Genomic DNA, 14,931 nt, shown 5'->3' with positions numbered 1-14,931 from the left:
TTAAACACTAAGCGCAACGCATAGTGAAAATGCCACGCGTTGCGAATCACTCTTAAACAGTTTGTTATGTGCGTACTAAACCTTGTCACTGCTAGAAGAATTGAAAGAAAACATACGAACTTCGTCGCGAGGAAACCAACCTAATTTTTCGTAGAAAGACTGCGCATTAATGTTTTCATTTGCGACAAATAGATGCGTTTTGGCTATACCTATTTTTGATAGAGCTTCCACTGCTGAAGATATGAGCTTTGCACCAACGCCTTTACCTCGAAAAGTTGAATCAACAGCCAGATGCTGCACATAACCTCGACGACCATCAGTCCCAACTAAAATAGCACCAATAATATTGTCACCATCCAATGCGACGAAACTAAGATTTGGATTGCGTTTTAGGTACTTACCTATGTTTTCCTTTGAATCTGCATCTCGCAGCAACATCGCTTCTGTTGTTGACCACAAGCCGATTACTTGCGAGTAATCTGAGATATGCATTTCTCTTATCACTACCGATTTTCCTCTAAGCACATAACGCCCTGCTAAGGGGTGAGCAACGCAATACAAAAACCACCGCAAACCACCTTAATCACTAAATTCAACGCATAGTAAAAATGCCACGCGTTGCGAATCCCTCTTGAGCAGTTTGTTAGTCGCGAGGCACCGAGCCACAATTTTAAGCCGAACTAAACTTTGCGAACAACAAACTTTATGTGCTTTGATGCATTTAAGTCAGGCGTAGTCTCAAAGCGGCTATTCAATGAAACCACTTGGAACAAACAACGCCGCAGAAAACGGACTGACAACACCAAAAAGCGCTTTTGGAAAGCCAATCTCACAGTGCGGACTTTCAACAAAGTCACTGAAACCACGTGGAACTTACAACACAAGAGAAAACGTCATTTCAGCGAGTAAATCTGCTTTTGTACCCAACAAACTCACCGAGCGGAGTTGCAACCGAGAACAGACTCTCGATTGCCCTGCTCTGTCAGCATCAGAGAACGAAACAACCGCTTGGAAAATAGCAACACATTGATTTAGGACCGATGAAACTCAGCTTTGACCATCGAAGATCGAACAATGAACCAAGCAATCAGTAGCCAAATTTTGAGCTTAAAAACATGATTTTGACTACAAGCTTTTTCTGGCGACTAACGCCCTGCTAAGGGGTGAGCAACGCAATACCAATGCTACCGCAAACCACCTTAATCACTAAATTCAACGCATAGTGAAAATGCCACGCGTTGCGAATCCCTCTTGAGCAGTTTGTTAGTCGCGAGGCACCGAGCGACAATTTTAAGCCGAACTAAACTTTGCGAACAACAAACTTTATGTGCTTTGATGCATTTAAGTCAGGCGTAGTCTCAAAACGGCTACTCAATGAAACCACTTGAAACATAAAACGCCGGAGATAACGGACTGACAACACCAAAAAGCGCTTTTGGAAAACCAATCTCACAGTGCGGACTTTCAACAAAGTCACTGAAACCACGTGGAACTTACAACACCAGAGAAAACGTCTTTTCAGCAAGTAAATAAGCCTTTAAACCAACAAACTCACCGAGCAGATTTGCAACCAAAAACAGATTTTCGATTGCTCCGCTCTATCACCACCAAAGAACGAAACAACCGCTTAGAAAATAGCAATGCATTGATTTAGAACCAATGAAAATGAGCTTTGATCGTCGAAGATGGAACTATGAATCAAACAACCAGTAGCCAAGTTTTGATCTTAGAAACATGATTTTGATTGCTAGCTTTTTCTGGCGACTAACGCCCTGTTAAGGGGTGAGCAACGCAATACCGAAGCCACCGCACACCACCTTAATCACTAAATTCAACGCATAGTGAAAATGCCACGCGTTGCGAATCCCTCTTAAACAGTTTGTTATTTCTCATTTAAAACAAGCACTTTCAGAAGCTTTCATATCAAATTTTCTTGCATGAATAATGCATTTCACGATCAATGGATGTGCCATAGTGAACCGCTTTCAATATGTTAGTTTCCTTATCCCATATAATCTCACCAAAGCCATATTCTCTGATTATTATTTTATCTCCAGATCTAGCGACTTCATTGTTCATATACATAAATCGTCCAACATATGAATTGAAATGTTTCGAGTTAAAGTATGCGTCATGCTTACTTCCTATTTGACCAGCTTCTTCTCTATGCTGATTCTTATCACCTTTAAACACTTGGTCTGCTATTAATACACATTCCATTTTATATGGCTGTTCAAATGCTTCGACAATACCAACCAAATCAAACACACTAGACCTCTCATTAGCATGATTTTTATCAAAAAGTTGATGAGAATACTGAAAGTACTCAGAAAGGTATAATCAATAATTTCAATCAGGTTTATAACTAAACGTTATCTACATTTGGTTGCTAAATGAGCAATAACGCCCTGTTAAGGTGTGAGCAACGCAATACCGAAGTTCCCGCATACCACCTTCAACACTAAACGCAACGCATAGTAAAAATGCCACGCGTTGCGAATCACTCTTAAACAGTTTGTTATGTGCGTGCTTAAGTTGAACACCTTTGCTCACAAAACAGATAATCGATATAAGAGGCGACCGCAACTGCACAAAAATAGAGTTCAAGTGCGAAATAAAAAAGTACACTTTTGGAGACTCTCTTCTTTAAAGTACTTTAACCATAAGAAGTGTGACAATGATGTATACGATGGCAGCTAATTTTCTATCCCTACATGTAACTTGAGCCTAACTGTGACTACCCAACCGACGACATTTAGTAACCCGAACAATCAAGATGTTGGAAACGCAAAAAAGATATACAAGGCTGCACCAAATACCGAGCCAGCCATGAACAAACCCAACTTTATTGCAGTACTTTTATTCGATTCCTTTTTGGACATAGTAATTCCTTTTACCTAATTTAAAATGACTTTCATGTACAACTATACGCCATCAACACCAAAGCACATAACGCCCTGCTAAGGGGTGAGCAACGCAATACCAATGCTACCGCAAACCACCTTAATCACTAAATTCAACGCATAGTGAAAATGCCACGCGTTGCGAATCCCTCTTGAGCAGTTTGTTAGTCGCGAGGCACCGAGCGACAATTTTAAGCCGAACTAAACTTTGCGAACAACAAACTTTATGTGCTTTGATGCATTTAAGTCAGGCGTAGTCTCAAAACGGCTACTCAATGAAACCACTTGAAACATAAAACGCCGGAGATAACGGACTGACAACACCAAAAAGCGCTTTTGGAAAACCAATCTCACAGTGCGGACTTTCAACAAAGTCACTGAAACCACGTGGAACTTACAACACCAGAGAAAACGTCTTTTCAGCAAGTAAATAAGCCTTTAAACCAACAAACTCACCGAGCAGATTTGCAACCAAAAACAGATTTTCGATTGCTCCGCTCTATCACCACCAAAGAACGAAACAACCGCTTAGAAAATAGCAATGCATTGATTTAGAACCAATGAAAATGAGCTTTGATCGTCGAAGATGGAACTATGAATCAAACAACCAGTAGCCAAGTTTTGATCTTAGAAACATGATTTTGATTGCTAGCTTTTTCTGGCGACTAACGCCTTGTTAAGGTGTGAGGCACGCAATACCGAAGCTTCCGCATACCACCTTAACCATTAAAACCAACGCATGGTAAAAATGCCACGCGTGCCGAATCACTCTTGAACAATTTGTTATATGCACAGCATTTCGACTTGCTTAATGGCATTAGAGAACAGTTTATGGCACTTAAATGTCGGATTATCTCCGAGCTTATGCCCGAAAAAACTTAATTCATGCCCGCCGTCATCTTGAGTATAGAAACTCCAGCTATTCGGCAAGTCTTGCGCTATTTCACAAAGGACAAAGTGCCACTGCTGATTTTGAAAGCCACTCTCCCAACTACCGAGATACTTAGTATTGGCAACATTGGAGATACCAGACTCCTCTTTCAGTTCTCTAAGCGCAGCGCTTTCCACTGAGCAATCTGTTAATTCTAATGTCCCTTTTACCAGCTGAACATTGGCTAAAGGATGTTCAAATAGCAGCGATTCTAGAGCAGAACCTGATTTTCGCAATACGACAGGACACACTTTAACTTCTCTATTTTGAACCCTTTCAGTCACTGAACTTTCCCGTGCATATAACGCCCTGTTAAGGTGTGAGCAACACAATACCGAAGCTGCCGCATACCACCTTAAACACTAAAACCAACGCATAGTAAAAATGCCACGCGTTGCGAATCGCTCTTAAACAGTTTGTTATGTGGTGAAGCCATCTATGCAAACTTTCTCAGTCAGCGCAGCTCTATGAACCAGTTTACCGCCGCTTCCGTGATAAGTTTCAGCTCTGAGATGGATTAGTTGACCACACGATCTACAAGCAAAATAGTTATTTACGATATCTCCCCAATACTTCCCTTTAGAAAATCTTGAGAAAGGTTCACCAAAAGCACCGTACCCTAGATATTTAAGACTTTTAGATTCGACGTTTCTTCTAACAAGGAGAATTGCTTCAACCAAGTCATTCGGATTGCTGATTTCCAATTTAATTTGTTTGCAGTTATCACAACTCATAGCTCATCCTGTTTAACCACATAACGCCTTGTTAAGGTGTGAGGCACGCAATACCGAAGCCTCCGCATAATACCTTAATCACTAAACCTAACGCATATTAAAAATGCCACGCGTGCCGAATCACTCTTGAACAATTTGTTAAGTGCATTACTCGCCACCTCCACCATCGTTAGAAGTGCAATCATCCGAAGAGTAGTGAGCAAAAGAGGCTACATCAAATCGTTGATTTGCTGGTTCATACTTACATTTGTGAGATAAGTACTCTTCGAAACTTTCACTTCTGTGGAAGTCGTATTGCGACAAGTCTACACAATAAATAGCATATGCTAGTGTTACGTGCTTTTTCGATAATTTTGATCTTTCAATTGCATAGTCCACTTCTTCCTTAGAGTATCTAGTCTTTTTTCCATATAAGAGAAGCAGTGGAATTAACTTCCTTGCAATGTACATAGCCCTACGGTGAAACAACCATGGTTCTATAAGCTTCATCATATCTATGCTTCCTATTGCAAAAAAATACATGCTATTGAGTCATGTTGACATCGAATGCACTTAACGCCGCATTAAGGTGTGAGCCACGCGACCACGAAACCCAATTTTAGCACCGTAATCACTGAACTTAACCCAAGCTAAAAATGCCAAGCGTGGCGAATCACTCTTAAATGCTTTGTTAGATTTTAGATCTCGAATCTATGCAAATACCTCGCAAAGACCCAACCAACTCTATATTCTCCCGTTTCATCGCACAAATACTCAACCCGCACCCACCGTTTTGACTTTTCGATAAACTTTACAGTTTTTCCATTTGCTAGTTCATCTATTATTTCAGAGTTAATCGTTGCGTCATTCCTAACATGTAAGATTGAAGCGACAACAAAACGGTAACTCTTGAGGTCAGTTAAGTCGTACTCTTTGTGTGCTTCTTTCACAACTAACTTAGGAGCTACCCTAGAGTTTGTATCGTTAAATAGCTGTGACCAATCCTCATAAAGTGGCATGGATAAATTGCAAAATACTCCAATCCAATAACTAAAAATGAGCCCAATGATCAACTGCGTTGAAGGCGGTTGGTTATTGTACCAGTCTAAAACACCACCATTACTATCTGGTGATGGAGCCGTGCTAAATTGAGTGACAGCGTCCTCGATAGCATCTGCATTAATCTCAAAGCCAGCTTCAACATTTGAGTTGTCCAAAATTCCAGCTAAGTTTTGCTGTAAAATGGAACCTGACATTTCTCTTACTGCTTGGATAGCCACGGAATCATTTGCGACAAACATACGAGAAATCGAGCTAGCAGCCATTAACGAAGCAGCTTCTTGCATTGCAAGAGATTTCCAATTGTCTTTTGCTTGTTTCAGAGCTGAAAGCTCATATTGTGACATTTGCTTAGCTATTTCACTCGCTTGTTTTAAAGCCGACGACTCATATAGCGACATTTGTCTTGCCGCTTCACTTGCTTGCTTTAAAACCGACGATTCATATAGCGACATTTGCCTTGCTGCTTCACTTGCTTGTTTCAAAACCGACGATTCATACAACGACATTTGCCTTGCTGCTTCGCTTGCTTGTTTCAAAACCGACGATTCATACAACGACATTTGCCTTGCTGCTTCGCTTGCTTGCTTCAAAACCGACGATTCATACAGCGACATTTGCCTTGCCGCTTCACTTGCTTGCTTTAAGACCGACGATTCATACAACGACATTTGCCTTGCCGCCTCACTTGCTTGCTTTAAAGCCGAAGATTCATGCAGAGACATTTGCTTCACTACTTCACTAGCTTGTTTCAATGCTGACGATTCGAATGAGGACACCTGCCTTAACATTTCATCAGAGCTTAGTGCGTCAATCATTTTTGAACTTTTGTTACTTTCAGTCACTTTTTTACCAATAAACAGATGAACTCAAATAAAATCTAACGCCCTGTTAAGGTGTGAGCAACACAATACCGAAGCTGCCGCATACCACCTTAAACACTAAAACCAACGCATAGTAAAAATGCCACGCGTTGCGAATCGCTCTTAAACAGTTTGTTATGTGGTGAAGCCATCTATGCAAACTTTCTCAGTCAGCGCAGCTCTATGAACCAGTTTACCGCCGCTTCCGTGATAAGTTTCAGCTCTGAGATGGATTAGTTGACCACACGATCTACAAGCAAAATAGTTATTTACGATATCTCCCCAATACTTCCCTTTAGAAAATCTTGAGAAAGGTTCACCAAAAGCACCGTACCCTAGATATTTAAGACTTTTAGATTCGACGTTTCTTCTAACAAGGAGAATTGCTTCAACCAAGTCATTCGGATTGCTGATTTCCAATTTAATTTGTTTGCAGTTATCACAACTCATAGCTCATCCTGTTTAACCACATAACGCCTTGTTAAGGTGTGAGGCACGCAATACCGAAGCTTCCGCATACCACCTTAACCATTAAAACCAACGCATGGTAAAAATGCCACGCGTGCCGAATCACTCTTGAACAATTTGTTATATGCACAGCATTTCGACTTGCTTAATGGCATTAGAGAACAGTTTATGGCACTTAAATGTCGGATTATCTCCGAGCTTATGCCCGAAAAAACTTAATTCATGCCCGCCGTCATCTTGAGTATAGAAACTCCAGCTATTCGGCAAGTCTTGCGCTATTTCACAAAGGACAAAGTGCCACTGCTGATTTTGAAAGCCACTCTCCCAACTACCGAGATACTTAGTATTGGCAACATTGGAGATACCAGACTCCTCTTTCAGTTCTCTAAGCGCAGCGCTTTCCACTGAGCAATCTGTTAATTCTAATGTCCCTTTTACCAGCTGAACATTGGCTAAAGGATGTTCAAATAGCAGCGATTCTAGAGCAGAACCTGATTTTCGCAATACGACAGGACACACTTTAACTTCTCTATTTTGAACCCTTTCAGTCACTGAACTTTCCCGTGCATATAACGCCCTGCTAAGGGGTGAGCAACGCAATACCGAAGCCGCCGCAAACCACCTTAATCACTAAAATCAACGCATAGTAAAAATGCCACGCGTTGTGAATCCCTCTTGAGCAGTTTGTTAGTCGCGAGGCACCGAGCGACAATTTTAAGCCAAACTAAACTTTGCGAACAACAAACTTCATGTGCTTTGATGCACTTAAGTCAGGCGTAGTCTCAAAGCGGCTGTTTAATGAAACCACTTGGAACAACCAACGCCGTAGAAAACGGACTGGCAACACCAACAAGCGCTTTTGGAAAACCAATCTCACAATGCGGACTTTCAACAAAGTTACTGAAACCACGTGGAACTTACCACACCAGAGAAAACGTGCTTTCTGCGAATAAATCAGCTTTTGAACCAGCAAACTCACCGAGCGGAGTCGCAACCAAGAACAGACGCTCGATTGTCCTGTTCTGCCAGCACCAAAGAACAAAAAAATCGCTTGGACACTTGCAAAACTTTGGACTTAAAACAGCTGAAACTGATTTTTGAGTATCGATGAAGAGCCTGTATAGCAAACAATCATCAGCAAAATTTTAAGCTTAGAAACATGATTTTGATTGCTAGCTTTTTCTGGCGACTAACGCCCTGTTAAGGGGTGAGCAACGCAATACCAAAGCCGCCGCATACCACCTTAATCACTTAAACCAACGCATAGTAAAAATGCCACGCGTTGCGAATCCCTCTTGAACAGTTTGTTAGTTTTATTTTATAAGATCCGTATTGTTGAATACTCAAATGTCCTTAAATCTACAGCTAATTCATTTGTAAATGCTTCTTTGTATGCGTTTGCATCAAAGCCGACAAACTTTACACCTTGATCATTGAGAGCTTTAAAGACTTTAACATCTGCTGATATATAAATTGGGATTATATTTACATAAACCTGCTTTAGCGGATATCTTTCACCTTGGGCATACTTTTTAAGCTCGCCAAAGCTCAGATCATTTTCAAGCTGGTTTAACAATTTCTGGCGATTTTTATCACTCATACGATCTTCAAGAAATGGTGAGCCTAGTGAAGCATCAACTCGGAGGTAGAAGTCCTCTAGCTTATATAAGTGCTTCATTTTATGACCACTAGTCAATATGTCGTGGCTTGCGAGCAAAAACTCTCCACCTAGATACTTCTTGTGCCCATCATTTAAGCCCATTTCTTGATTCCAAGTTTTAAATAACAAATGGTTACGGTGATGAACCGCATTTCTCAATAAAATCAGAACTGCTGTATCTGCATGGTCAAAGTAATCAAAAAGATCCTTTGTTACATCATACAAGCTATGGAAAGCTTCAAGTTTTGCTTCCATAGCCCTATCTAAGTTATCAATAGCCTCTTCGGCATCAACCAACTTTAAACGATTGAAATTCATATGTGCTTCGCCATAAATCCTCATGGCATTCGCTAATTTGCTTAACGCTTGTTCTTGTATAACCACTATTTTTCCTACGATAAACTGACGGATAAAACTAACGCCTTGCTAAGGTGTGAGTAACGCAATACAAAAGCTACCGCACAGCGCCTTAATCACATAAGCCACCGCAAAGTAAAAATGCCACGCGTTACGAATCACTCTTAAGCAATTTGTTAGTACATGCGTTACTTCTATTTGTGCGCTCCAAGATATTGAAAAGATGCATGATATGAAAGGCTTTGAACACTGAAGTGAGACGGGCAGCTACAAAACTTTACTGCCATTGAGAGACGAAAGTTGGCTAGAAGAAAAACGCACTGAAATGCCCTACTTTCACTTGCTTCAAATTAGAAAAGGATTCGATCCTCGTACTTCGACGGCAACACCAAAGAAAGACAATTCTGACTTAGTAAAAACCACGAAATAGAAGAAGCGCCAAAGAAATAGGGTAAGAGTTAGAAACCGTAAGCAGTGAAATCAAAGCGAGCACTCCTCATATAGTGCCACCGGAAAGAACGTGAAAGGCACTAACTGAAAGGTGTAAACACGAGTGCCAAAACAGATAAACATCAAAACTTATGACCTTCGATGTCAAACCCGTACTAACGCCCTGTTAAGGTGTGAGCAACGCAATACCGAAGCTCCCGCATGCCACCTTAAACACAAAACGCAACGCATAGTAAATATGCCACGCGTTGCGAATCACTCTTAAACAGATTGTTAGTTGCCTGTACACATTACTTTAAAATTGACAGACACCTATTCAAGACCTGCTTATTACCAATTATGACTAATTTTAGTCGCTTTCGAGTACGTGTAATATTTTGGAACAACATTTTGACTGAGTCATAATATGTTCTTGAACGATAGACCAACATACCATTAGTGTCATAAGAGAAAAACTCATCGATCACAACTGCGACATTATCAAACTCTTGACCGATAACTGTATGAGAGGTTTTACTTTCAGCATTAGCATACGATTCGTGATGCTCTGTATCGTATAGCGAAGGGGTTAATTTTAAAACTTCCCAACCGTCGTTACTAATTAACTGAATATAATTTTTTACTGTAGGCAAATCTGTAAAGTAATCAAAGTCGATATTCCCACAGTTGTTGAATTTAACATCTGTTCGCCTGCTGTTAAATAACACCTTTATAAAACTAGCTATTTCTTTATTAGTTCTAATTTTTTCTGAAAGTTTAAACTTAACAATACCGTTAATTCCATTTATTTTAGTCTCAATATCAGCTAAACGCTCTCTTGATGATAGAGTTTGTTGTTTGTCATAAGAGAATATACAAGATATATTGTGATTGTTAGCATCTGTAACTAACTGCTCCAACTGCCTTGCATATATTCTTTGAGTTTCGTCAACTACAACCAAGTCTACAGCAGATAAATTATAACTTGTTAAACTCTTAATAGGGATGATATTCCACCCCTTTTGGATTAGTTTCATGTGCCCTTGGTTCAGTTGCCCACAATGCACAATCAGAGTGTTATGAGTATTTTTTGCATGTTTGATAATATCGTAAGTCAGAAGAGTTTTCCCAGTCCCCGGACCACCATTGATAGAAATAAACTCCCTTGAACCATTACCGATCTTGCTAATGACTTGATCTTTAATATCTTCTTGTTGATTAGTCAGAAAGTATTGATTATTAATAAATTTATCTGTGGAATTAAATGGCGAAACTAAGTAATCAGATGGGTTAAACAGTGAATCTGGGTTATCTAGTGCTAATAAGTTCTGGTTAGTCAGCAATTGAGTTAACAAGTTGAAGCTCACCAATTCTAATTCTTCGTTTCCATCCAACTTATAAAGTTGGTTGCTTTGCACGACATAGGTAAAATTATGAACCACTCTATTAATGTGACTTAGGTAGTATTTATTTCTTTTTAGCTGTTTCTTGATTTTTAGTTCGTCACTATTATTTTTTAACTCTATATTAATAATGTAATTACTACCAAACCTCAACAAGTCAAACTCTTTACTGATATGCTGGATTTTGTATCCAACATAGAAATCATTGAATATGTTAATAAAAGGTAAGACTTCGTACATATTTATTGCTAGGTGCCGAAGGTCTTCAACCTCATTATTCTTTATGTCTACTCCGTAGTGCTGGATGTATGAGCCATATTCTGTCGGTTCAAGTGCTGAGTGCGCTTGAATGAGAGATAGTATATTTATACTTTTCATTTTTATACCTAACAACTAACTGTAAATTTCATTTTAATCATTGGGAGTAATCAGTCCACTCCTTTGCTTGAAAACTGAGTGGCAACTAACGCCCTGTTAAGGTGTGAGCAACGCAATACCGAAGCCTCCGCATGCCACCTTAAACACTGAACGCAACGCATAGTAAAAATGCCACGCGTTGCGAATCACTCTTAAACAGTTTGTTATAGCGAATCACTTGATACTAAAAAATGCTTTGAGACCAATAAATATGAAAGCGAAATATTTATTGCTTCATTAGTTTCATAGAAAAACTTTTTCTGACGAAGCGCTTGCACTTTAAAGCCATCAAGTAAGTCGATAACTTCTAGCAAGTCAGTGGGCTCTCTAGCTGATTTTTTATAGTTATGTATTGTTAGTTCAAAAATACCAATAGAACTCTTCATACTCTCACGTTGGTTCTTATTCTTGTATATAGAGCTCCATAGAGATTGGTAGTTATCCGGTAACTCACCGGGAACATCGATAATTTTCGCCAGTGCGATAATTCGATCAATATTTTGCTTTGTTTCAGAATCCAAACTGGAAGAGACATAGAACTTTACAATGTATGACCGTACTACTTTGTAGACAAAATACACGAAAACAAAGAGCATGCCATAGATTAAGCATGTCACTACAAAAGGTACTAAAAACTCATAACCAAATAGCCTTCGTATTAAATCCAAATGCTGTCTCCTTTTGACTCGCTATAACGCCCTGTTAAGGTGTGAGCAACGCAATGCAAAAGCCGCCGCATACCACCTTAAACACTAAAACCAACGCATACTGAAAATGCCACGCGTTGCGAATCACTCTTAAACAGTTTGTTAGGCAATTACTCAAGCAGTGAGATGATCGATTCGTGAAAGTCGATTTCGTCGATTAGCTCTATTCGTGCGACTCGAGAAAACCGTTGGAGGGGCGTAGGCTCTTTGAACACTTTGACTAATTCGACTTTTCTAACATGCCTAGGCGAAACCTCAGTGTCAAAATAGTACTCACCAGTAACTTTAGCAATCGCCGATATGTTAAATTTGGTGGTTTGTCCGGTTCCAATAATTACGTAATCACCTGGGTTCATCCATTTTGTAAACTGTCTAAAGTTCCTTTCTATGGACTCGCTTATACCACTTTGAATCAATTCATTAATGTGGTCTTCAGTGAGCGATAGATAGTCAGAATCAACGCCATCTTGATCAATGCCAATTACTTTTTGTTCAACAAATGTGCTATGCCACTCTTTGTACGTTTTCATAGCCCAATATCGTCTCATAAACTTCTCCATTCTCATGATTGCCTAACGCCGCGTTAAGGTGTGAGTAACGCAATATCAAAGCTTCAGCATTGCGCCTTAAACACTAAACTAAACGCACAGTAAAAATGCTACGCGTTACGAATCACTCTTAAACGCTTTGTTAAGTGCGCTGCCTTTGTTTTCTATATCCTGCTTGATACTATTCGCATTTGAAGATATTTCTCTGCCTGCTTCAATGACCTTTTCTAAGTTAGCATGCCAAATCTCTCTTTTTTCATTAATGTCAGTTCGTAAAACGCCTTCTTGGTAACCCCAAAATAGATTTGAACAACCGTATATTTTTTCAATTCGCCCTGTCATTTCAGGATAGTAGATCGCTGCAATAGCTTCAGCTTTGTGTATCAACTCACAGTTAGATAGATATCTCTTCCTAAATTCAGATAGTTCCAATTTTTCATCTGATTGAATAAAACTAACTGTTTGAGAGTTTTCTAAGGCGATTTTGGACAAAATTGAATGAAGCTCTTCAAGCTTTTCTCTTCTTAAAGCAATCTCAAGTTTTATTCGTTCATCGCTTATCGTACTCTCATGTATCCTCAAATCTTTCTCAGCGTTTATTTGAGCAATTCTTTGTTGGCTAGTTGATGCCACTCTCGCTGTAATATAAGCAGCAACAGCGCCCAAGAAGACGCTAATTAAAATGTATATCTCTCTGTCCATTTAGTTACCTCGAAGCACTTAACGCCGCGTTAAGTAGTGAGCAACGCCATCTACCCAACCTAAACTATTGCACCTTAAACACTTAACCCAATTTAGAATGCAAAATGCCAAGCGTTGGGAATCTGCCTTAAACGCCTTGTTATGTGTAATTTTGACTATAAATCCAAAAATGCATTCGAATTCAGATTTATGCGGTCAATTTTGTATTCTGAGTCTACTTTAGAAAGAACGAACGTAAACAAACCCGCACCATTTTCAAATTTTGCTTCAACTGTAAATATCGCTATTTCTTTACTTTCACCACTAGTAGCAACAGAAGATTTAGATTTGACAAAGGTTGGGGAGTCGAAGGATTTTAAACCACCTATTTTAGATAGATACTCTATTACTTTTTGACCTTCATCACTATTTAACGCTGAACGCCCTTCAATACTAAATAGATGTTCAAACTGCGATATTTCCCATGTTGAAATTAAAGGCACGCTTTCTTCAATAAATGGAGTCGCTTCAGCAGTGACCTCACTTGTTTGAGAGGCAGCCCAAAACAGTAGCCCCCCAATTAAAACAACAGTTAGAGCAACTAGTATCGCAAAAACTTTAAAAAACTTTTTCATAAAACCTCTTTATTACACATAACGCCTTGCTAAGGTGTGAGTAACGCAATACAAAAGCTACCGCACAGCGCCTTAAACACCATAAGCCACCGCAAAGTAAAAATGCCACGCGTTACGAATCACTCTTAAGCAATTTGTTAGTACATGCGCTACTTCTATTTATGCGCTCCAAGATATTGAAAAGTGTCATGATATGAAAGGCTTTGAACACTGAAGTGAGACGGGCAGCTACAAAACTTTACCCCAATTGAAAGACAAAAGTTGGCTAGAAGAAAAACGCACTGAGCTGCCCTACTTTCACTGGCTTTAAATTAAAAAAGGATTCTTTCCTCGTACTTCAACAGCCACACCAAAAGTAATAAAGGTTCTCTCAAAAAACACCACAAAAATGAAAAAGCGCCAAAGAAATAGGCTAAGAGTTAGAAGCCGTAAACGGCGAAATCAAAGCGAACACTCCGCATATAGTGCCACCGGAAAGAACGTGAAAGGTACAAGCTGAAAGGTGTAAAGACGAGCGCCAAAACAGATAAACACCAAAACTTATGACCTTTGATGTCAAACCCGTACTAACGCCCTGTTAAGGTGTGAGTAACGCAATACCGATGCCACCGCATACCACCTTAATCACTTAAACCAACGCATAGTAAAAATGCCACGCGTTGCGAATCACTCTTAAACAGTTTGTTAGGCAGACTTATCACGTAAGTTAACTAGCCTAAATAGGAAAACAAGTGCCCCCCACATACTGTATAAAGCAGTTAAACCACCAATTTGAATTAATGTATATCCATGGGCGGCTCCTTTAACACTCGAGAAGTACTTTAGAGGAGCTTGAATTCCAAGCCAAGCTATCCAGCTACCCATTGCTGCTAAGATAATTGTAAAAAGCAAGAAACCAATTAGCTGAAAAAGCGTTTGTTGTTGGAGATTATCCGTATCTTTATATGTTTTACTAAAAGGAAACCTATAATATTTCATACAATAAATTAGCAAACATGTGATAGGAAGCACCCCAATATCAATTATTGTTATAGGTAGCCCAGTGTATAGCCTAATTGCCTCAGAAATGAGGATGACCAAAACTATAATAATACCCGTTTTTAATTTTGCCCAACTCATAAACTTGACCTGTAAGCTAAAAATAACCTTGTATGCCT

Annotated in this window: 16 protein-coding genes and 1 pseudogene; 2 read left to right on the top strand and 15 right to left on the bottom strand. The window is 39.5% G+C overall.

The genetic code is table 11. The features are described 5' to 3' along the window. Nucleotides 1-75: 75 nt before the first annotated feature. A complete protein-coding gene (locus tag QMY49_RS04625; protein WP_198042458.1) occupies nt 76-492 on the bottom strand; it encodes a GNAT family N-acetyltransferase in 417 nt (138 codons plus the stop codon). 262 nt (nt 493-754) lie between these two features. On the opposite strand from QMY49_RS04625, the pseudogene QMY49_RS27255 reads away from it, so the two are divergent. Continuing rightward, nucleotides 755-1,019, top strand: a pseudogene (locus QMY49_RS27255) (hypothetical protein). Nucleotides 1,020-1,923: 904 nt separating this feature from the next. On the opposite strand, the gene QMY49_RS04605 reads toward QMY49_RS27255, so the two are convergent. The 7 genes from QMY49_RS04605 to QMY49_RS04545 form a co-directional block, all read right to left on the bottom strand. Further along, complete coding sequence (locus tag QMY49_RS04605; RefSeq protein WP_025549008.1) at nt 1,924-2,268, bottom strand: hypothetical protein; 345 nt, start codon at nt 2,266-2,268, stop codon at nt 1,924-1,926. 1,418 nt (nt 2,269-3,686) lie between these two features. Next, a complete protein-coding gene (locus QMY49_RS04585) occupies nt 3,687-4,118 on the bottom strand; it encodes an NUDIX hydrolase (protein ID WP_283313017.1) in 432 nt (143 codons plus the stop codon). A gap of 135 nt (nt 4,119-4,253) precedes the next feature. Continuing rightward, the gene (locus QMY49_RS04575; RefSeq protein WP_019277227.1) at nt 4,254-4,568 is read right to left on the bottom strand and encodes a hypothetical protein; all 315 of its coding nucleotides are present in this window, start codon (nt 4,566-4,568) and stop codon (nt 4,254-4,256) included. Between the two features lie 147 nt (nt 4,569-4,715). Then, nucleotides 4,716-5,057 (bottom strand): DUF6559 family protein, encoded by a 342-nt coding sequence (locus QMY49_RS27300; RefSeq protein ID WP_488169063.1) that lies wholly within the window; start codon nt 5,055-5,057, stop codon nt 4,716-4,718. A gap of 188 nt (nt 5,058-5,245) precedes the next feature. Further along, a complete protein-coding gene (locus tag QMY49_RS04565) occupies nt 5,246-6,451 on the bottom strand; it encodes an SH3 domain-containing protein (protein WP_140245362.1) in 1,206 nt (401 codons plus the stop codon). Between the two features lie 153 nt (nt 6,452-6,604). Then, nucleotides 6,605-6,919 carry a hypothetical protein gene (locus tag QMY49_RS04555; protein WP_019277227.1) on the bottom strand — a complete coding sequence of 105 codons (315 nt, stop codon included), beginning with the start codon at nt 6,917-6,919 and terminating at the stop codon, nt 6,605-6,607. Between the two features lie 138 nt (nt 6,920-7,057). Beyond that, a complete protein-coding gene (locus QMY49_RS04545) occupies nt 7,058-7,489 on the bottom strand; it encodes an NUDIX hydrolase (protein WP_283313017.1) in 432 nt (143 codons plus the stop codon). Nucleotides 7,490-7,735: 246 nt separating this feature from the next. On the opposite strand from QMY49_RS04545, the gene QMY49_RS04535 reads away from it, so the two are divergent. Beyond that, nucleotides 7,736-8,038, top strand: coding sequence for a hypothetical protein (locus tag QMY49_RS04535; protein WP_029790594.1), 303 nt, complete (start codon nt 7,736-7,738; stop codon nt 8,036-8,038). Nucleotides 8,039-8,255: 217 nt separating this feature from the next. Here the strand turns inward: QMY49_RS04535 and QMY49_RS04525 are convergent, their stop codons facing one another. The 7 genes from QMY49_RS04525 to QMY49_RS04470 all read right to left on the bottom strand — a co-directional run bounded on the left by QMY49_RS04525 (nt 8,256) and on the right by QMY49_RS04470 (nt 14,893). Further along, nucleotides 8,256-8,981: a hypothetical protein gene (locus QMY49_RS04525; RefSeq protein ID WP_283313014.1), complete on the bottom strand. Its 726-nt coding sequence runs from the start codon at nt 8,979-8,981 to the stop codon at nt 8,256-8,258. A gap of 713 nt (nt 8,982-9,694) precedes the next feature. Beyond that, a complete protein-coding gene (locus QMY49_RS04510) occupies nt 9,695-11,164 on the bottom strand; it encodes a DNA/RNA helicase domain-containing protein (RefSeq protein WP_283313010.1) in 1,470 nt (489 codons plus the stop codon). 203 nt (nt 11,165-11,367) lie between these two features. Then, the gene (locus QMY49_RS04500) at nt 11,368-11,724 is read right to left on the bottom strand and encodes a hypothetical protein (protein ID WP_155485664.1); all 357 of its coding nucleotides are present in this window, start codon (nt 11,722-11,724) and stop codon (nt 11,368-11,370) included. A 296-nt stretch (nt 11,725-12,020) separates the two neighbouring features. Further along, the gene (locus QMY49_RS04490) at nt 12,021-12,440 is read right to left on the bottom strand and encodes a hypothetical protein (protein WP_283313004.1); all 420 of its coding nucleotides are present in this window, start codon (nt 12,438-12,440) and stop codon (nt 12,021-12,023) included. Nucleotides 12,441-12,575: 135 nt separating this feature from the next. Beyond that, entirely contained in the window at nt 12,576-13,160 is a 585-nt protein-coding gene (locus QMY49_RS04485; protein WP_283313003.1) for a hypothetical protein, read from the bottom strand. A 155-nt stretch (nt 13,161-13,315) separates the two neighbouring features. Continuing rightward, on the bottom strand, nt 13,316-13,774 hold the full coding sequence (locus QMY49_RS04480; protein WP_045384470.1) for a hypothetical protein: 459 nt from the start codon (nt 13,772-13,774) through the stop codon (nt 13,316-13,318). A 684-nt stretch (nt 13,775-14,458) separates the two neighbouring features. Next, nucleotides 14,459-14,893 carry a hypothetical protein gene (locus QMY49_RS04470; RefSeq protein ID WP_038892661.1) on the bottom strand — a complete coding sequence of 145 codons (435 nt, stop codon included), beginning with the start codon at nt 14,891-14,893 and terminating at the stop codon, nt 14,459-14,461. Nucleotides 14,894-14,931: the final 38 nt, after the last annotated feature.

Origin of the sequence: Vibrio harveyi, assembly GCF_030060435.1 — a bacterium.
Taxonomy (GTDB): domain Bacteria; phylum Pseudomonadota; class Gammaproteobacteria; order Enterobacterales; family Vibrionaceae; genus Vibrio; species Vibrio harveyi.
This window is presented reverse-complemented; position numbering and strand designations above follow the sequence as displayed.